General features: G+C 71.3%; 15 protein-coding genes and 1 pseudogene. 5 read left to right on the top strand and 11 right to left on the bottom strand.

The genetic code is table 11. The features are described 5' to 3' along the window. The first annotated feature begins 142 nt into the window (after nt 1–142). Both cimA and ACP4J0_RS21185 read left to right on the top strand, forming a co-directional pair. Nucleotides 143–1,747 (top strand): citramalate synthase, encoded by a 1,605-nt coding sequence (gene cimA / locus ACP4J0_RS21190; protein ID WP_426600227.1) that lies wholly within the window; start codon nt 143–145, stop codon nt 1,745–1,747. A gap of 60 nt (nt 1,748–1,807) precedes the next feature. Next, nucleotides 1,808–3,136, top strand: coding sequence for a hypothetical protein (locus tag ACP4J0_RS21185; RefSeq protein WP_426600226.1), 1,329 nt, complete (start codon nt 1,808–1,810; stop codon nt 3,134–3,136). 54 nt (nt 3,137–3,190) lie between these two features. Here the strand turns inward: ACP4J0_RS21185 and ACP4J0_RS21180 are convergent, their stop codons facing one another. The 3 genes from ACP4J0_RS21180 to hpnR all read right to left on the bottom strand — a co-directional run bounded on the left by ACP4J0_RS21180 (nt 3,191) and on the right by hpnR (nt 6,853). Next, nucleotides 3,191–4,369 carry a Cmx/CmrA family chloramphenicol efflux MFS transporter gene (locus ACP4J0_RS21180; RefSeq protein ID WP_426600225.1) on the bottom strand — a complete coding sequence of 393 codons (1,179 nt, stop codon included), beginning with the start codon at nt 4,367–4,369 and terminating at the stop codon, nt 3,191–3,193. Between the two features lie 341 nt (nt 4,370–4,710). Then, entirely contained in the window at nt 4,711–5,268 is a 558-nt protein-coding gene (locus tag ACP4J0_RS21175; protein WP_426600224.1) for a YceI family protein, read from the bottom strand. A 91-nt stretch (nt 5,269–5,359) separates the two neighbouring features. After that, nucleotides 5,360–6,853 carry a hopanoid C-3 methylase HpnR gene (gene hpnR / locus ACP4J0_RS21170; protein WP_426600223.1) on the bottom strand — a complete coding sequence of 498 codons (1,494 nt, stop codon included), beginning with the start codon at nt 6,851–6,853 and terminating at the stop codon, nt 5,360–5,362. Here hpnR and ACP4J0_RS21165 point away from each other — a divergent pair. The 3 genes from ACP4J0_RS21165 to ACP4J0_RS21155 all read left to right on the top strand — a co-directional run bounded on the left by ACP4J0_RS21165 (nt 6,833) and on the right by ACP4J0_RS21155 (nt 9,385). After that, nucleotides 6,833–7,432: a polysaccharide lyase beta-sandwich domain-containing protein gene (locus ACP4J0_RS21165; RefSeq protein WP_426600222.1), complete on the top strand. Its 600-nt coding sequence runs from the start codon at nt 6,833–6,835 to the stop codon at nt 7,430–7,432. The genes hpnR and ACP4J0_RS21165 overlap by 21 nt on opposite strands. Nucleotides 7,433–7,586: 154 nt before the next feature. Then, entirely contained in the window at nt 7,587–9,170 is a 1,584-nt protein-coding gene (locus tag ACP4J0_RS21160; RefSeq protein WP_426600221.1) for an acyl-CoA carboxylase subunit beta, read from the top strand. 17 nt (nt 9,171–9,187) lie between these two features. After that, entirely contained in the window at nt 9,188–9,385 is a 198-nt protein-coding gene (locus tag ACP4J0_RS21155; protein WP_426600220.1) for an acyl-CoA carboxylase epsilon subunit, read from the top strand. A 211-nt stretch (nt 9,386–9,596) separates the two neighbouring features. On the opposite strand, the gene ACP4J0_RS21150 is transcribed toward ACP4J0_RS21155, so the two are convergent. The 8 genes and pseudogenes from ACP4J0_RS21150 to ACP4J0_RS21115 all read right to left on the bottom strand — a co-directional run. Then, nucleotides 9,597–10,178, bottom strand: a complete 582-nt coding sequence (locus ACP4J0_RS21150; protein ID WP_009314218.1) for a GTP-binding protein — start codon at nt 10,176–10,178, stop codon at nt 9,597–9,599. After that, nucleotides 10,159–10,731 (bottom strand): DUF742 domain-containing protein, encoded by a 573-nt coding sequence (locus ACP4J0_RS21145; protein WP_426522088.1) that lies wholly within the window; start codon nt 10,729–10,731, stop codon nt 10,159–10,161. The genes ACP4J0_RS21150 and ACP4J0_RS21145 overlap by 20 nt, the downstream gene beginning before the upstream one ends. A 94-nt stretch (nt 10,732–10,825) precedes the next feature. Then, the gene (locus tag ACP4J0_RS21140) at nt 10,826–11,239 is read right to left on the bottom strand and encodes a roadblock/LC7 domain-containing protein (protein ID WP_055421938.1); all 414 of its coding nucleotides are present in this window, start codon (nt 11,237–11,239) and stop codon (nt 10,826–10,828) included. A 10-nt stretch (nt 11,240–11,249) separates the two neighbouring features. Next, nucleotides 11,250–14,525, bottom strand: a complete 3,276-nt coding sequence (locus tag ACP4J0_RS21135; protein WP_426600219.1) for a nitrate- and nitrite sensing domain-containing protein — start codon at nt 14,523–14,525, stop codon at nt 11,250–11,252. 402 nt (nt 14,526–14,927) lie between these two features. Beyond that, nucleotides 14,928–15,503 carry a GTP-binding protein gene (locus ACP4J0_RS21130; protein WP_426522086.1) on the bottom strand — a complete coding sequence of 192 codons (576 nt, stop codon included), beginning with the start codon at nt 15,501–15,503 and terminating at the stop codon, nt 14,928–14,930. Next, nucleotides 15,484–15,882 carry a DUF742 domain-containing protein gene (locus ACP4J0_RS21125; protein WP_003973454.1) on the bottom strand — a complete coding sequence of 133 codons (399 nt, stop codon included), beginning with the start codon at nt 15,880–15,882 and terminating at the stop codon, nt 15,484–15,486. The genes ACP4J0_RS21130 and ACP4J0_RS21125 overlap by 20 nt, the downstream gene beginning before the upstream one ends. Nucleotides 15,883–15,993: 111 nt before the next feature. After that, nucleotides 15,994–16,407 carry a roadblock/LC7 domain-containing protein gene (locus tag ACP4J0_RS21120; protein ID WP_003993189.1) on the bottom strand — a complete coding sequence of 138 codons (414 nt, stop codon included), beginning with the start codon at nt 16,405–16,407 and terminating at the stop codon, nt 15,994–15,996. A gap of 9 nt (nt 16,408–16,416) precedes the next feature. Beyond that, nucleotides 16,417–18,103, bottom strand: a pseudogene (locus ACP4J0_RS21115) (nitrate- and nitrite sensing domain-containing protein); the annotation flags it as partial.

The following is an 18,103-nucleotide window of genomic DNA, read 5'->3' as shown; positions in this document are numbered from 1 at the left end:
CGCGCAGACCTCTCGCACCCGCGAGAGGTTTTTCGTTTTCCTGGCCCCACCCCCAGCCGGGAAGAGAGCGCGAGGGATCATAGACGGACGGTGGAACCGGTCATTCCGGTAGACCGAGATCCCCTACAGGAGCCTTCAGATCATGACCGCAACCAGCGAACTCGACGATTCGTTCCACGTCTTCGACACCACCCTGCGCGACGGCGCGCAGCGCGAGGGCATCAACCTCACGGTCGCGGACAAGCTGGCCATCGCACGGCACCTGGACGACTTCGGGGTGGGCTTCATCGAGGGCGGCTGGCCCGGCGCCAACCCGCGGGACACCGAGTTCTTCGCCCGTGCCCGCGAGGAGATCGACTTCCAGCACGCCCAGCTGGTCGCCTTCGGCTCCACGCGCCGCGCGGGCGCCACCGCCGCCGAGGACCACCAGGTCAGGGCACTGCTGGAGTCCGGCGCCGAGGTGATCACCCTGGTCGCCAAGTCCCACGACCGGCACGTCGAGCTCGCCCTGCGCACCACGCTCGACGAGAACCTGGCGATGGTGCGGGACACCGTCTCCCACCTCGTCGCACAGGGCCGCCGGGTCTTCGTCGACTGCGAGCACTTCTTCGACGGCTACCGCGCCAACCCCGAGTACGCCAAGGCCGTCGTCCGTGCCGCCTCGGAAGCGGGCGCCGACGTCGTCATCCTCTGCGACACCAACGGCGGCATGCTCCCGGCGCAGATCCAGGCCGTGGTCGCCACCGTGCTGGCCGACACCGGCGCCCGGCTCGGCATCCACGCCCAGGACGACACCGGCTGCGCCGTCGCCAACACCCTCGCCGCGGTCGACGCGGGCGCGACCCACGTCCAGTGCACGGCCAACGGCTACGGCGAGCGCGTCGGCAACGCCAACCTGTTCCCGGTCGTGGCCGCCCTGGAGCTGAAGTACGGCAAGCAGGTCCTGCCCGAGGGCCGGCTCCGCGAGATGACCCGCATCTCCCACGCCATCGCCGAGGTCGTCAACCTCACCCCCTCCACCCACCAGCCCTACGTCGGCGTCTCCGCCTTCGCCCACAAGGCCGGCCTGCACGCCTCCGCCATCAAGGTCGACCCGGACCTGTACCAGCACATCGACCCCGAGCTGGTCGGCAACACCATGCGGATGCTGGTCTCCGACATGGCCGGCCGCGCCTCCATCGAGCTCAAGGGCAAGGAACTCGGCATCGACCTGGGCGGCGACCGCGAACTGGTCGGCCGGGTCGTCGAGCGCGTGAAGGAACGCGAGCTGGCGGGCTACACGTACGAGGCCGCCGACGCGAGCTTCGAACTCCTGCTGCGCGCGGAGGCCGAGGGCAGCCCCCTCAAGTACTTCGACGTCGAGTCCTGGCGCTCCATCGCCGAGGACCGCCCCGACGGCACCCACGCCAACGAGGCCACGGTCAAGCTCTGGGCCAAGGGGGAGCGCATCGTCGCCACGGCGGAGGGCAACGGCCCGGTCAACGCCCTGGACCGCGCCCTGCGCGTCGCCCTGGAGAAGATCTACCCGGAGCTGGCCAAGCTCGACCTCGTCGACTACAAGGTCCGCATCCTGGAGGGCGTGCACGGCACCCAGTCCACGACGAGGGTCCTCATCTCCACGAGCGACGGGACGGGGGAGTGGTCCACGGTGGGCGTCGCGGAGAACGTCATCGCCGCCTCCTGGCAGGCCCTGCAGGACGCGTACACGTACGGGCTGCTGCGGGCGGGGGTCACGCCCGCCGGGTGAGCCGGTTTTCCCCGCCCGCACCGATGTCTTATTGAGGGCGATTCGGGTATTTTCGAACGTATGGCGGACATACGTGTTCGAGTCCTCATACGCCTCCTGGTCGCGCCGGTCGTCGCCGCGCTGGCGGTGCTGATGGCCGGTGCGCCCGGCGCGTCCGGGGCGCAGGCGGCCACCGACGTCTCCGAGATCGGCGCCGCCCTGCGCGAGAGTCCCGTGTACGTGGACCCGGCCGCCTCCGACCTGCTGTCGTCGGCGGACGCGGAGGCCCTCGCCGACAAGATCGAGGACTCGGACGAACCCGTCTTCGTGGCGGTCCTCCCGGCGGACTACCCGACCCAGAACCTGTTCCAGAACCTCCGCACTGAGACCGGAGTCACCGGCCTGTACGGCGTCCGCCTCGGCGACCGCTTCGACGCGCGCGCCGACAGCAGCGTGCTGAGCCGCCAGGGCGTGAACAACCTGGTCACGGCCGTGCAGGGCGCGGGCGACGCCAAGGCCCAGCTGAACGACTTCGTCGACGACGCGCTGCGCAGCGTGCGCGGCTCCGGACCCTCGTCCTGGGACGCGGGCGACGCCTCCGTGCCGACCGGTGCCCTGATCACCGCCGGTGCGGTCGTGGCCGTCGGCGGTGCGGGCGTCTACGCGCTCTCCCGGCGCAACCGGCGCCGCCGGGAGGAGGAGCAGCGGGAGGCACTGGAGAGGCTGCGGGTCGTGGTCGACGAGGACATCACGGCGTTCGGCGAGGAACTCGACCGCCTGGACTTCCACCCTGCGGAACCGCGCGCCGACGACGCGATGCGCACCGACTACGCACACGCCCTCGACGCCTACGAGCAGGCCAAGACGTTCATGGCGGACGCCCGTGGACCGGAGGACGTCCGCGCCGTGACCCAGGCCCTGGAGGACGGCCGCTTCTCGCTGGCGCAACTCTCGGCCCGCCGCGAGGGCAGGGCCCTGCCCGAACGCCGCCCGCCCTGCTTCTTCGACCCGCGCCACGGTCCGTCGGTCGCCGACGTCACCTGGACCCCGCCGGGCGGCGCCACCCGCCAGGTCCCGGTCTGCGCCGCCGACCGGACCCGCCTCTCCGACGGACGGGACCCGATGATCCGCGAGGTGGACACCGAGTACGGCCGCCGCCCCTACTGGGACGCGGGCCCGGCCTACGGCCCCTGGGCCGGCGGCTACTTCGGCGGCGGCATCCTGCCCGGCCTGCTGGTCGGCACCATGCTGGGCAGCATGATGGCGGGCCCCGCCTACGGAGCCGGTTACGGTGCCGGTTACGGCGACTTCGGCGGCCACGAGGGCGGCGACGTCTCCGGCGCCGACTTCGACCCCGGCGACTTCGGGGGCGGCTTCGGCGGCGGAGGGGACTTCGGCGGAGGCTTCTGACCGGGTGGCCGTGCGGCGCCTCCGCCGGCGCCCTGGCGAGGGCGGCTCCGGGGATCAGACCGGCGTCGTCGTCCGGTACGCCGTCCGACCGGAACGGGCAGCCGACGCCGCGAGGGCGAGAGCGACGGCGGCGGACGCGACGAGCCCCGCGCTGACCCACACCGGGGACCGGTATCCGAACCCGGCGCCGATCGCCGCGCCCCCGGCCCACGGCCCCAACGCCGCCCCCACGTTGAACGCGGCCGTCGCGAAGCCCCCGGCCAGCGTGGGGGCGCCCGGTGCCGCGTACAGCACCTGGGAGATCAGCGTGGAACCGACCCCGAAGGCCAGGGCGCCCAGCAGGAACACGAGCCCGAGCAGCAGGACCGGGTCTCCGGCACCGAGCGCCAGCACGCACCACCCGGCGCCCAGCGCGGCCCCGCCCGCCGTCACCACCAGCACCGGGCGCCGGTCGGCGAACCGCCCGCCCACACTCACCCCGACGAACGACCCCGCCCCGAACAACGCCAGCACCCCGGGCACCCACGCGTCGTCGAGCCCGCCGACCTCGGTGGCCAGCGGCGCGAGATAGGTGAACGTACAGAAGGTGGCTCCGTTGACCAGGGCACCCAGCAGCAGCGTGACCAGGAGGCGAGGGCCGCGCAGTGCCGCCAGCTCGCCCCGCAGCGGCGGACGCGTGGTGTCCGCGGCCCCGCCCGGAACGGACCGGGCCACCGCCACCACGGCCGGCACCGTCAGCAGGGCCACCGCCCAGAACGCCGAGCGCCAGCCCCACACCTGCCCGAGCAGCGCCCCGGCGGGCACCCCGACCACGCAGGCCAGCGTGACCCCGCCCAGCAGCGTGGACGTGGCCCGCCCCTTGGCCTCCGGCCCGACCATGCCCGTGGCGGTCACCAGGGCGACGGCCAGGAACCCGGCGTTGGCGAGTGCCCCGACCACCCGGGTGGCGAGCAGCACTCCGAAACCGTCGGTGACGGCACCGACGACATGGACGGCGAGAAAGACGCAGAGGAAGCCCAGCAGGGCACCCCGCCGCGACCACCGCCGTCCCAGCGCCGCCATCAGCGGCGCCCCGACGACCATCCCCACCGCGAAGGCGGAGGTCAGCGCCCCCGCCGCCGGGACGGTGACCTGCAGGTCCCTCGCGATGTCCGGCACCAGCCCGGACAGCATGAACTCGGACGTTCCCTGGGCGAACACGGCAAGGCCCAGCAGAAGGATTGCGAACGGCATGAAGAAACTCCGCACCCCGAAGTCGATGGCGAACATGACACGGCGGACGGCAGTCCGGCGGCGATCACGACAACGACGACTCCGGGTACGCGCGGAGCGCGCCCCTCAGCCCGACATCACGAACAGCCACCGGAGAGCCGGTGGCCGGAGTCTGGAAGCTTCGGGACTGTTCACGGAGGGCAGGCTAACGCGATTCGGCGGGGAACACGACCGAGAAAACCGGCACCGCTCGATCGCCCGGTACGACGCGGTCCACCGGACGCTCGGCCGGCCCGGCCGGAGTATCCGGGTCCGGGCCGCCGTCGACGTGGACTTCGCCGCTCCCGGGGGAGCGCGCGGCGTCAGGCCTGCTTGATCGCGGAGATGTCGAAGTTCAGCTTGATCTTGTCGGAGACGAGCACGCCACCGGTCTCCAGCGCCGCGTTCCAGGTGAGTCCCCACTCGGAGCGCTTGATCTCGGCCTTGCCCTCGAAGCCGACGCGCTCGTTGCCGAAGGGGTCCTTGGCGGCGCCGTTGAACTCGAGGTCGATGGTGAGCGGCCTGGTGGTGCCGAGGATCGTGAGGTCGCCGGTGATGCGGTAGTCGTCGCCGCCGAGGGCCTCCGCCCCGGTGGACCGGAAGGTCATCCGCGGGAACTCGTCCGTCTTGAAGAAGTCCGCGCTCTTGAGGTGGCCGTCACGGTCGGCGGAGCCCGTGTCGATGCTGTCCATCGTGATGTCGAGGGACGCCGTGGAACGGGTCGGGTCGGTGCCGTCCAGGTGGAGTGTTCCGCTGAAGTCGAGGAACTTGCCCTTGACGTTGGTGACCATGGCGTGGCGCGCGGTGAAGCCGATCGTCGTGTGGGCGGGGTCGATCGTGTACTCGCCGGTCAGGGTGGCGAGGTCGGCGGTGGTGGTCATGGTGGCCTCCGGGAAAGGTCGATCGTGATGTTGAATGTTCAACCACTCCAACGGTCACGACTGTAGACCTATTCCGTTCACCCTTCAATGGTTACGCACGGCGTGGCGGCGAAGCCTGCGGTGCCGGCCGCGTGTGGACGTACAACTGCCGCCGGTCACCGACGTCGACCGGCCGGGGCAGCGGGAGTTCGTACCGCACGGGCATGCCGTGGTCCGCGAACTGGCGGCGCGGGTTGTAGACCTGGTTGAACTTCCACAGCATGCGGGCGAAGTTCGTCTGCCCGCGCAGCAGGTTCCGGCCGAGGATGCGGGCCGCGCCGAACGCCGTCCGCAGACCCAGGTGCTTGCGGTTGATCACGGCCTGGGTGCGCACCAGCTCCTCGTAGAAGCGCTCCAGCGGCAGCGTGGTCGGCACCACGGCGTGCTGGATGTCGAAGAGGCGGTAGTCGCGGGTGGTGAGGCGGCGGGACTCGGTGTGCCAGATCTCCGTCCCCGGATACGGCGTCATCACCGTGAAGTGGACGATCTCCGGCACCGACAGCGCGAACTCCCGGACGACCCGGAAGCGCTCCTCGTCCCAGGACGGGTCCACGATGAGGTTGATCGCGACCTGGATGCCCATGCGCCGGGCCGCCTCCAGGGCCCGGAAGTTCTCGTCCGGGCTGATCCGCTTGCGGAACAGGTCCAGGCCCTCGGCGTCGATGGCCTCCATGCCCAGGAACATGTAGCGCAGGCCGAGCCGCGCCCACCGCTCGAAGACCTCGGGGTGGCGCAGCAGCACGTCGCTGCGGGTCTCCAGGTAGTACTGCTTGCGGATGCCGCGCCGCTCCACCTCGGCGGCGATGGCGTTGCCGTGCTCGGGCCGGATGAAGGCCACGTCGTCCACGATGAACACGTTGGGCTCGCGGATCCTCGCCAGGTCCTCGGCCGCCGCCTCGGGGGAGGCCTTGCGGTAGCTGCGGCCGTAGAACGTCCACGCGGAACAGAACGAGCAGTCCCAGGGGCAGCCGCGGGTGAACTCGATGGAGGCGCACGGGTCCAGCTCGCCGATGAAGTAGCGGCGCCGGTTGCGCATCAGGTCGCGGGCCGGGAGCGGGGAGTCGATGCCGTGCATCATCAGGGGCGCGGGTCCCCGCCCGGCGGCGGTGACGACCCCGGGGACGCCGTCCACCCCGCCGTCGCGCACCGCCTCCAGCAGCGGCGCCATCACCGGTTCGCCCTCGCCCCGGACCACCGCGTCCACCGCGCCGGCCGCCTGCTCCAGCACGTCCTCGGCGACGAAGGAGACGCTGTGCCCGCCGAAGAAGACGAAGCAGCCCGGCACCTCGCGCTTCACCTTCGCCGCCAGGTCGATCGCCTCCGGGATGTTCGCCAGGTAGTTCAGCGAGACGCCGAGGGCCTGTGGCCGGAACGACCGCACCTCGTCCCGCAGGGTCGCCCGGTCCAGCACCTGGAGGTCCACGACCCGGACCTCGTGCCCCGCCTCGCGGGCCGCGCCCGCCACCCGTTCGAGGCCGAGGGGTTCCAGGCGCAGGAAGATCTCGGAGTACAGCAGGGCGCTGGGATGGACGAGCAGCAGGCGCATGGTCACCTCGTCGCGGATCGGGACGCACCGGAACGGAGGTGTACCGGAACGGCGGTCGGGCCTCCCCTTCGTAACCCGGCGGACCGTCACCCGCAGCGGCCGTACCGCCGCCTGGCGGACCCCGCGCCGGGGAAGCGCCGCGGGCGCGACCTCCTGACGGACCCTCTGCCCGGACCACGGCACGGACCCGGCCGGCGTCGTCTGCGTCCACGCCCACGCCCTCATGCCGGCCCCCACGGGTTCACGGTCCGCGCCGACGACGACCGGTGCCGGGCGGCAGAGGTTCCCCCACTCGGCCGCACCGCCGCGAACTTCTGGCAGGCGGGCACGGCGGGCCCGCTCACCACGACGGCGGGGGCCGGTGTGCTGATCCACCGAAGGGGCCGTACCGCTACCCTCTGCGTGAGCGGACCACCGCGCACCCGCGAGCCCGTAGAGGCCCTCCGGGACCGACCGGTGCGAACCGCGGCACGGGCCGGCGGGACGGTCGAGATCCGCGCGACGGGCCGCCGACTGCACCTCCGCGTCACTCCAGGGGTGGTATGTACCACCCACGAATGTGAGGTGACTCTCAGCTGAAGACTTTGTGCGACCCCTACAAGCATGAGGCCCCCTGAGCAGTCGAAATGGCTGCATGGCATAGGGGTTCTGTTCAGTGCTACCAGGAAAACGCGTCGGAGACTGTACGGAGTCGACGGCTGGCAATCCTTGGTCGGCTTCGTACAGTCGCTACATGACCGTTTTGGATGAGGCGCCGGGTGAGCCGACGGACGCGCGCGGGCGAGTGGCCGAACTGCACGAGATCCGTGCCCAGGCACTGGCCGGACCGAGCGAGAAGGCGACGGCGGCGCAGCACGCCAAGGGCAAGCTGACGGCGCGGGAGCGGATCGAACTGCTCCTGGACCCGGGCTCCTTCCGCGAGGTCGAGCAGCTGCGCCGGCACCGGGCGACCGGATTCGGCCTGGAGACCAAGAAGCCGTACACCGACGGCGTCATCACCGGCTGGGGCACGGTCGAGGGCCGCACGGTCTTCGTCTACGCGCACGACTTCCGGATCTTCGGCGGCGCACTGGGCGAGGCCCACGCCACGAAGATCCACAAGATCATGGACATGGCCATCGCGGCCGGTGCCCCGCTGGTCTCCCTCAACGACGGCGCCGGCGCCCGCATCCAGGAGGGCGTCAGCGCCCTCGCCGGCTACGGCGGCATCTTCCAGCGCAACACCAAGGCGTCCGGGGTCATCCCGCAGATCAGCGTGATGCTCGGCCCGTGCGCGGGCGGCGCGGCCTACAGCCCCGCCCTCACCGACTTCGTGTTCATGGTCCGCGACACCTCGCAGATGTTCATCACCGGTCCGGACGTGGTCAAGGCGGTCACCGGCGAGGAGATCACGCAGAACGGCCTGGGCGGCGCCGACGTCCACGCCGAGACCAGCGGCGTCTGCCACTTCGCGTACGACGACGAGGAGACGTGCCTCGCCGAGGTGCGCTACCTCCTCTCCCTCCTCCCGCAGAACAACCGGGAGAACCCGCCCCGCACCGAGTGCGCCGACCCCGCCGACCGCCGCGGTGACACCCTCCTCGACCTGGTCCCGGCGGACGGCAACCGCCCGTACGACATGACCAAGGTCATCGAGGAGCTCGTCGACGACGGCGAGTACCTCGAAGTCCACGAGCGCTGGGCCCGCAACATCATCTGCGCCCTGGCCCGCCTCGACGGACAGGTCGTCGGCATCGTCGCCAACCAGCCGCAGTCCCTGGCCGGCGTCCTGGACATCGAGGCCAGCGAGAAGGCCGCGCGGTTCGTGCAGATGTGCGACGCCTTCAACATCCCGATCATCACCCTCCTGGACGTACCCGGCTTCCTGCCGGGCGTCGACCAGGAGCACGGCGGAATCATCCGCCACGGCGCCAAGTTGCTCTACGCCTACTGCAACGCGACCGTGCCGCGCATCTCGCTCATCCTGCGCAAGGCGTACGGAGGTGCTTACATCGTGATGGACAGCCAGTCCATCGGCGCCGACCTCACCTACGCCTGGCCGACGAACGAGATCGCCGTGATGGGCGCCGAGGGTGCCGCCAACGTCATCTTCCGCCGTCAGATCGCCGAGGCCGAGGACCCGGAGGCCATGCGGGCCCGCATGGTCAAGGAGTACAAGGCCGAGCTGATGCACCCCTACTACGCGGCCGAACGCGGCCTGGTCGACGACGTCATCGACCCCGCCGAGACCCGCGAGGTGCTCATCAAGTCCCTGGCGATGCTCCACACCAAGCACGCCGACCTGCCCTCCCGCAAGCACGGCAACCCGCCGCAGTGACCCGAGGAGCCCCCTCCATGTCCACTCCCGACATCCGCGTCGAGAAGGGCCACGCCGAGCCCGAGGAAGTCGCCGCCATCACGGCCCTCCTCCTGGCCCGCGCCGCCGCCCGCCCCGCCGAGATCGCCCCCAGCCACGGCGGCGGCCGCGTCCGCGCCGGCTGGCGCCGCCTGGAGCGCGAGCCGGGCTTCCGCGCCCCGCACAGCTGGCGCTGACCTGACCCGTACACGTAGAGGCCCCCTCCTGCCCAGGAGGGGGCCTCTACGCATGAGCTGACGGCTGGGCAGCGCACCCAGGGGCCGCGGGGCCGTGTCGATGTGCGGATCCGCCGCGTGGGCGCGACCGGCCGCACGCCGCCCGCACCCGGCAACGAAACAGCCCCCCGCGGCCCAGTGGCCGCAGGGGGCGTCGCGCAACCCGGCGCGGCTAGCGCAACCGCGCCATCAGCGCGTGCTCCACGAGAGTGATCAGCGCGCTCTTGGCGTCGGCGCGGTGCCGCGCGTCCGTCGTGATGATCGGGGTGTCCGGCCCGATCTGCAGCGCCTCGCGGACCTCGTCCGGGTTGTACGGCTGCTGGCCGTCGAAGCCGTTGAGGGCGATGACGAACGGCAGGCCCGAGTTCTCGAAGTAGTCCACGGCGGGGAAGCAGTCGGCGAGCCGCCTCGTGTCGACCAGCACGATCGCGCCGATGGCGCCGCGGACCAGGTCGTCCCACATGAACCAGAAGCGGTCCTGACCGGGCGTACCGAAGAGGTACAGGATCAGGTCCTGGTCGAGCGTGATACGTCCGAAGTCCATGGCGACCGTCGTGGTCGTCTTGTCCCCCGTGTGGGTGAGGTCGTCGATGCCCGCGGACGCGGATGTCATCACGGCCTCGGTGCGCAGCGGGTTGATCTCCGAGACGGCGCCGACGAACGTCGTCTTGCCCACGCCGAATCCGCCCGCCACCACGATCTTCGCGGAAGTGGTGGAGCGGGAAGGCCCTCCGCTAGAGCTTGCGAAGTCCACTGAGCACCCTTTCGAGCAGTGTCACGTCTGGCTGGCCGCCGGCGTTCTCGTCGCCGCCGGGCTGATGGATGGCGACCAGGCCCGCCTCCGCCAAGTCGGCGACGAGGATCCTGGCCACGCCGAGAGGGATCGTCAGGAGGGCCGAAATCTCGGCCACCGACTTGATCTCCCGGCAGAGGTTGCAGATCCGCTGATGCTCGGGCAGCTGGCCCTGCATCTGGTGCGGCTGCGCGGTGGTGTGTACCAGTGCCTCGATGGCGAGCTGGTACCGAGGCCTGGTGCGACCGCCCGTCATGGCGTACGGGCGCACCAGGGGGTTGTTCGACGCCCCTGCGGGCGCCGGCTCAGGGGTGCGGCGTTGCGGCTGCACGGGCTGGATGCGCGGAGCCTGCGGCTGGTCGTACGGCGAAGGGCCGGGGCCCTGCGGCGCGTACGGCTGCCGGTGGCCCGGCACGGAGGGGTAGCCGTATCCGTTCGCCGAGCCGTCGTTCTGACCCTGGCCAGGGCCGTACGACCAGTTGCCCGAAGACGGACCGCCTGGGGGTGTTGCCACTTTTTCCTCCTCCGACTGTGCCTGGCATCCAACACTGGGAAGCCGCGTCCCGAAACTTTACGGCCACGGGACGTCAAAACGCACCGTCTGTCCTTTAGTTGAGAAGGCTCCCCTGGAGCTCGGCCCGCAGATCGGGCGTCAGGACCGTGCCCGCACGGTCCACCAGAAGTGCCATCTCGTACCCAATGAGACCGATGTCCGCCTCCGGGTGTGCGAGAACCGCGAGGGACGAGCCGTCGGAGATGGACATGATGAAGAGGAATCCCCGCTCCATCTCCACAACTGTCTGGTTCACGCTGCCGCCCTCGAAGATGCGCGAGGCACCGGCGGTCAGCGAGGTCAGACCGGAGGCGACGGCCGCGAGCTGGTCGGCACGGTCGCGCGGGAACCCTTCGGACATCGCCAGAAGGAGTCCGTCGGCGGAGACCACCACCGTGTGGGACACCCCCGGGGTGTTTTCCACGAAGTTGGTGATCAACCAGTTCAGGTTCTGCGCCGCCTGGCTCATCGGGCTCACACTAACGCTCCTGGTTGTAGGTGCTGTCAGGACCACGGTGTTCATTCCTTGTGTCCTGGCCGTTCGTTTCACTGCCTGCGCTGCGGCCTCGCTCGACGCCGCGGCGCAGGTTGCTCAGCCTGCCCCGGACGTCCTCCGGGGCGCGGGAGACCTGGGGGCCTCCCTGTGGAGTGGTTTCGGCGGCGCCCTCGACCAGGTTGGCCTTGGGTACCCGTCGCGGCAGGCCCGAGGAGGTCACCCCGCCCGCCTTGGGCTTGCGCAGCGCCGAGGCCTGCTGCCAGCGGTCGTCGTTCGCCGACCGCCAGTTGTCCTCGCCGCCCGCCCCCGGCGCGGTGGCCGGCGTCTCCTGGGCCACGTGCCCCGCGTCGCCGGTGCCGCTCGCGGCCGAACCGCGGCGGGGAAGACCGGCGTCGGTCATCTCGTGGGCGGCGGAGGGGGCCGGACCCGGACGGTCGAAGCCTACGCGGTCCGCACCGTTCACGTCAGCGGCCTGCGCGGATTCCGGAGCCGGGGCACCCGCGGGGTACTGGTCCGGATAGCCGTTCCGGTGACCGTCCTGCTGGGGCCAGTCGTCCTGGTAGCGCCGCTGTTCGAAGGCCGGGTAGGCCTCCTGGGCGCCGGAGCCCGCCGGCCGGTGCTCGTCCTGGCCCGCCTCCGCGAAGGAGGGGTCCGGGTAGCCGCCGTCGGCCGGGTAGCCGCCGTTCTGCGGCAGACCGCCGTTCGGCGCGTAGTACTGCTCGCCGTACGACTGCTGCTGCGGTTCCTGGTACGACTGCTGCTGGTCCGGGTACGCCGACTGCGGGTCGTACGCGCCGTTCTGCTGCTCCGGGTAGCCGCCCCGGCCCTGGTCGAACCCCGGCTGCTGCCCCGTGAACTGGTCCTGGAAGCCGGACGCCTCGGTGTTCTCGGGCCCGCGCTCCGCGGGACCGGACAGCTCGGGGTGCGCCTGCGCCTCCAGGGCCGCGCGGCGCCCCTCGCGCATCAGCGAGCGGCCGACCGGGTCGAGCTCGCGTATGTCGTCGGGGACCTCGGAGTACCGGCTGTCGTCGAAGCCCAGCTCGGCGGCGGTCCGCATGGGCTGACCGACCTGACCGAAGCTCTCGCCGCCCTGGAAGTCCTGCTCCGGGATGATCTGCGAGACGGTGAACTCGTCGCGCGCCTGCTGTTCGCCGCCGCCACCGTGGGTGATGGCGTCCGGGAGCATGACCAGCGACGTGGTGCCGGCCTGCTCGCCGGAGGGGCGCAGCTGGACGCGGATGCCGTGCCGGTCGGACAGCCGGCCGACCACGAACAGGCCCATGCGCTGCGAGATCGCGGCGTCCACGGTCGGCGGGTTGGCCAGCTTGTGGTTGATGTCCGCGAAGTCCTCGGCGGTCAGGCCGATGCCCTTGTCGTGGATCTCGACCATCACGCGGCCGTCGGGCAGACGGGTCGCGGTGACGCGGACCTTGGTCTGCGGGGAGGAGAACGTGGTGGCGTTCTCCAGCAGCTCGGCGAGCAGGTGCACGAGGTCGGTCACGGCCCGGCCGTGGATCTCGGCCTCCGGCACGCCGGACAGCTCGATGCGCTCGTACTGCTCCACCTCGGAGGAGGCGGCGCGCAGCACGTCGACCAGCGGGACCGGCTGGTCCCAGCGGCGGCCGGGCTCCTCGCCGGCGAGGACCAGGAGGTTCTCGCCGTTGCGGCGCATACGGGTGGCCAGGTGGTCCAGCCGGAAGAGGTTCTCCAGCTGGTCGGGTTCGGCCTCGTTGTTCTCCAGGTCGGTGATCAGGCTCAGCTGGCCCTCGATCAGCGACTGGTTGCGGCGCGAGAGGTTGGTGAAGATCGCGTTGATGTTGCCCCGCAGCAGAGCCTGCTCGGAGGCGAGCCGGACGGCCTCGCGGTGCACCTGGTCGAAGGCGCGGGCGACTTCGCCGATCTCGTCGGTCGTGGTGATCGGAATCGGCTGGACCCGGGTGTCGACCCGGCCGGGGTCGGTGCGGGAGAGCTGGTCGACCAGCATCGGCAGGCGCTGCTCGGCGATGCCGAAGGCGGCGTTGCGCAGCTGGCGCATGGAGCGGCTCATCTGGCGGGCCACCATGCCGGCCAGGATGAACGCGGCGAGCAGCGCGATCACGACCGCGGCACCCGTGATGTAGGCGTCCCGCTCGGCGTCGTCGGCGATCGTGGACGCCTCGGACACCGCCCTGTCCGCGAGGTCCGACTCGATCTTGCCGTACGCGTCGAACTTGAGGGTGTTGACCGCCCACCAGTTGTCCGGGGTGATGCCCTGCTCGGCCAGGTCGGCCCGCGCACTGGTGTCGGTGGAGTCAAGCCGGGCCAGCTCCGAGACCATGGTGGTCGGGTTGGCCGGCGGCGGCACGTAGTCCGGGTCCTTGGCCTTGGCCGCCTTGGCCATGGCCGCCCCGTCCGTCTTGAGCCGAGCCTGGGCGTCCTCGAGCTTCTGCGCGTCCGCCTCGGTACCGCCGCCGATGTACTCCTCGATGGCGATGCGCTCCAGGTAGGCGTACGAGGAGAGCGCGACGCGCTGGCTGGCGAGGTGGCTGGGGTCCGGACCCGGCTTGATCAGCATGTGCATGCCGATGGAGCGCTCCAGGGAGAGCGCCGCCTTGGTCAGGGAGATCGCGTAGACGGTACGGCCGTAGGAGGTGATGTTGCCGGTGCCCAGACCGAGCTCGTTGGCGAACTCCATCAGGGGGTGGGCGATGCCGGTGTAGCCCTCCTCGGTCTCCACGCCCTTGAGCTTGGAGGTGTACGCGGCCACGCGCAGCGTCTGGAGCTTGGGCTCCTGCTCGCGGAACACCTTCAGCCGGCGCTCGAGTCCGTCCTTGCCGGGCATGCCCTGGGCGGCCTCGTCGAACGCGTCGGCCGCCTCGTCGGTCGCCCGGCGTGCCTCGGCGACGGCGGCGTCCTCCTGGCCCTTGCCCTGCAGCAGCGGGGCGGCGGTGACGTCGCGCTCGTTGTAGAGGGCGCCCGCGTAACCGAGGGAGGCCTGCACCAGGCGTGCGGTGCTCTCGGCGTCCTCGGCGTCCTGCCAGGTGTCGATCGAGCCCTTCACCTGGAAGCCGCCCATGACGAGGCCGACCAGCACGGGTATGAGCAGGATCGCGTTCAGCCGGGTGGTCACCCGCCAGTTGCGCGGGGAGATGCGGCCTCCGCTCGAGGCGGGCACGGCCTTGGGTTCCGCAGCGGGCTCGGGGGCGGGCGCCGCTGCGCGCGGCGGCGGGGTGAAGTTGCCCCGGGCCGATGGCTCGGGACTGTTCTTGCTTCGCCTCACTCGACCAACAACCTCTCGGCGGTCGGCACATACGTCGTGCCGCTGTGTCTCAGAGCCCAGTTCGTCATGGAGTACGCGCTACTGCTGAGTACGTCTTTGACCATTGGGCAGTTCTGGCATTCCAGCACGGCGACCAGCGCTCTTCCAAACAGTGGAACGCGAGGGTTACACGTGATGTAAGCCGCGCGTAAAACGGTCATAAAGAGCGAGGCCCGTCAAAAGACGGGGCGTCCGTGCGCACAGTGAGACCAGTTGACCGCGTCGCGTGTTGATACCACCCGATTCCTCTGCCGAAACGTTATGAACGGCGGAGCCGACCGTGTCAAAGGACACAGTCGGCTCCGTTACGCCTACGACAAGTGCCGTAGAACCCTGCCGACTTGGCTGCGACCGTCTGTGGACCTACCGCAGCCGTGCCATCAGCGCGTGCTCCACCAGCGTGATCAGCGCACTCTTCGCGTCGGCGCGGTGCCGCGCGTCGGTCGTGATGATCGGGGTGTCCGGCCCGATCTGCAGTGCCTCGCGGACCTCGTCCGGGTTGTACGGCTGCTGGCCGTCGAAGCCGTTGAGCGCGACGACGAACGGCAGACCCGAGTTCTCGAAGTAGTCCACCGCGGGGAAGCAGTCGGCCAGCCGCCGCGTGTCCACCAGCACCACGGCGCCGATGGCGCCGCGGACCAGGTCGTCCCACATGAACCAGAAACGGTCCTGACCGGGCGTGCCGAACAGGTACAGGATCAGGTCCTGGTCGAGCGTGATGCGGCCGAAGTCCATGGCGACCGTGGTGGTCGTCTTGCCCCCGGCGTGTGTGAGGTCGTCGATCCCGGCGCTGGCAGAGGTCATCACGGCCTCCGTGCGCAGGGGGTTGATCTCGGAGACGGCGCCCACGAACGTGGTCTTGCCGACGCCGAAGCCGCCGGCCACCACGATCTTCGCGGAGGTGGTCGCCCGGCCTCCGTCAGAGCTTTCGAAGTCCACTGAGCACCCTTTCGAGCAGTGTCACGTCCGGTGCACCGCCGTTGTTCTCGTCGCCACCAGGCTGGTGAATGGCGACCAGCCCGGCCTCCGCGAGGTCCGCGACGAGGATCCGGGCCACGCCGAGAGGCATCGCCAGCAGGGCCGACACCTCGGCCACCGACTTCACCTCGCGGCACAGATGGCAGATGCGCTGGTGCTCGGGAAGCAGCCCCATGAGCGCTGCCGGGTCGGCCGTCGTGCTGATCAGCGCCTCGATGGCGAGCTGATAGCGCGGCCTGGTCCGGCCGCCGGTCATCGCGTACGGACGTACCAGCGGCTGGTCGCCCTCGTCCTCGTACGGCTCCGCGTACGGATCATGAGAGGCGGTGGGCGGGGTCATGAATCCTCCGGGCGGGACAGCAGGTTGGTCAGTCGTGCCGTCTGACGAGGCCGGTGGGGGGATTGTGGCGGCCGGACGGTGATTTGGTAACACGGGTGGTGCCGGGGCCGTTCAGTGGAGCAGACTTCCTTGCAGTTCAGCGCGCAGGTCGGGCGTGAGTACCGCCCCCGCGCGGTCGACCAGGAGCGCCATCTCGTAGCCGACGAGGCCGATGTCGCACTCCGGGTGGGCGAGGACGGCCAGGGACGAGCCGTCCGAGACGGACATGAGGAAGAGGAATCCGCGCTCCATCTCCACGACCGTCTGTGCCACGCTGCCGCCCTCGAAGATCCGGGACGCGCCGGCGGTCAGCGAGGTCAGCCCCGAGGCGACGGCCGCGAGCTGGTCGGCGCGGTCGCGCGGGAAGCCCTCCGACATCGCCAGAAGGAGTCCGTCGGCGGACACGACGACGGTGTGGGACACCCCTGGGGTGTTGTCCACGAAATTCGTGATCAACCAGTTGAGGTTCTGTGCCGCCTGGCTCATCGGGCTCAACTAACGCTCCTGCTGGTGAGTGGGCCGCGGATAGCTGCCGGTCTGGTTGGTACCGGCCTGACGGCCCTGTGCGATTCCCCGACGGAGATTGGTCAGCCGGCCGCGCACCTCGTCGGGCGCACGCGACACCTGCGGACCGCTCTGCTGCGACTGCTGCTGAGCCGTTCCCGGGACGAGGTTGGCCCGGGGCACCCGGCGCGGGAGGCCGGAGGTGGTGATCCCACCCGCGGCCGGTTGCCGGACGCGTTCCGCCTGCCGGACGAGGTCGTCGTTCGGCGAGCTGCGCCAGGCGGAGGTGGCGGGCCGCTGGGGGGCCGCCGGGGTCTGGGGCTGGGAGGCCTGCGGCTCCGGCTCCGGGGCCGGCGCGTCCTGCTGCGCCCTCGCCTCGCGGTCGCCGTGGAACCAGTTGGTCTCCAGCGTGTCGAACAGGGGCGTACGGCCGTCACCGGGACCGGCGGCCGGCGGCAGCGCCCATCCGTCACCGTGCTGCTGCGCGGCGGGTCCGCCGGAGTTGCCGTTGGTGCCCGCAGGCTCCTGGTGGACGGGATGCTGCGAGGGAGCCGACGGCCGCGGGGCACCGAAGTCGTTGCCGCCCTGTACGCCGTTGACCTGGGGACGCTCGAACTGGCCGGTGACGGCCGGGTCCTGACGGTCCGGCAGACGGTGCTGCCCGGTAGAGCCGTTGTCGTAGCCCTGGGCGCCGGTGAACGGGCCGGTCGCGGCCGGGCCGTTCGGCGCCGCCTGACCGGGCTGACCGCCGAAGACGTCCGAGCGGACGAAGGACCCGCCGTTCTGCTGCGGGGCGGCCGGCTCGGGACGCGCGAACTGGTCGTTCTGCGGGGCGCTCACGCCGCCCTGGCCGTACTGGTCCTGGCCCGGCTGGCTCTGGCCGTACTGGTCCTGGCCCGGCTGGCTCTGGCCGTACTGGTCGTGGCCCGGCTGGTTCTGGCCGTACTGGTCGTGGCCCGGCTGGCTCTGACCGTACTGGTTCTGACCGGACTGGTCCTGGCCGTACTGGTTCTGACCCGACTGGCTCTGACCGTACTGGTCCTGACCGGACCGGTCCTGGCCGTACTGGTCCCGGCCGGGCTGGGTGAACTGGCCCGTGTTCTGCGGGTCGTCCTGGCGAGCGGCCGGGGCGTCGAAGTCCGGACGGGCGAACTCGGCCGTGGCGGCGGGGCCCTGGGACTCACCGGGCCGGGGGATGACCGGCATCTCGGTGGTCGATCCCGGACCCTGCCGGTCGTCGGGGCGCGGCGTGCGGTCCGTACGGGAGCTGTCCGGCTCCTCGTGGCCGCGCGGGGCGTCCAACGCGGCACGCGCCACGGGGGGCTGCGCGTTCTCGTCGCTCCAGCTGGGCGTGCGGGGCTGCGGGTTGCCGCCGGGCAGCTCGGCCCGCGGACCACCGCGAGGCGGCAGCTGCGGACGACGGCCCTGCTCGGCGTCGCCGTTCGCGTTGCCGCGGCGCTTGCCGCGCTGCGGGGGCGCGGAGGAGCCGCGTCCGCCGGCGAAGAGCGAGGTGTCCTGGCCCTGCGGCGCGTTCATGCCCGCGGCCTGCAGGCCCTGCGGAGCACCGGGCGCCTGACCGGCGCCGGCACCCGCGCCGGCCCCCAGCACTTCGCCCTGCACGGAGGCCGACGAGGCGGCCGGCCGCGCGGCGGAGGCCGTGCCGCGCCCGGCACCGATG

This window comes from Streptomyces sp. WG7 (assembly GCF_049975785.1).
Taxonomy (GTDB): Bacteria; Actinomycetota; Actinomycetes; order Streptomycetales; family Streptomycetaceae; genus Streptomyces.
The sequence above is the reverse complement of the archived record's forward strand: the minus strand, read 5'-3'. Positions and strand labels throughout refer to the sequence as shown.

Bases quoted from the DNA above. Each gene is read 5' to 3' on its own strand.
- ACP4J0_RS21165 (WP_426600222.1), top strand. From the start codon at position 6,833: ATGGACGAGCAGCAGGCGCATGGTCACCTCGTCGCGGATCGGGACGCA.
- ACP4J0_RS21185 (WP_426600226.1), top strand. From the start codon at position 1,808: ATGGCGGACATACGTGTTCGAGTCCTCATACGCCTCCTGGTCGCGCCG.
- ACP4J0_RS21120 (WP_003993189.1), bottom strand. From the start codon at position 16,407: ATGAGCCAGGCGGCACAGAACCTCAACTGGTTGATCACGAATTTCGTG.
- hpnR (WP_426600223.1), bottom strand. From the start codon at position 6,853: ATGCGCCTGCTGCTCGTCCATCCCAGCGCCCTGCTGTACTCCGAGATC.
- ACP4J0_RS21180 (WP_426600225.1), bottom strand. From the start codon at position 4,369: ATGCCGTTCGCAATCCTTCTGCTGGGCCTTGCCGTGTTCGCCCAGGGA.
- ACP4J0_RS21155 (WP_426600220.1), top strand. From the start codon at position 9,188: ATGTCCACTCCCGACATCCGCGTCGAGAAGGGCCACGCCGAGCCCGAG.
- ACP4J0_RS21175 (WP_426600224.1), bottom strand. From the start codon at position 5,268: ATGACCACCACCGCCGACCTCGCCACCCTGACCGGCGAGTACACGATC.
- ACP4J0_RS21140 (WP_055421938.1), bottom strand. From the start codon at position 11,239: ATGAGCCAGGCGGCGCAGAACCTGAACTGGTTGATCACCAACTTCGTG.
- ACP4J0_RS21125 (WP_003973454.1), bottom strand. From the start codon at position 15,882: ATGACCCCGCCCACCGCCTCTCATGATCCGTACGCGGAGCCGTACGAG.
- cimA (WP_426600227.1), top strand. From the start codon at position 143: ATGACCGCAACCAGCGAACTCGACGATTCGTTCCACGTCTTCGACACC.
- ACP4J0_RS21160 (WP_426600221.1), top strand. From the start codon at position 7,587: ATGACCGTTTTGGATGAGGCGCCGGGTGAGCCGACGGACGCGCGCGGG.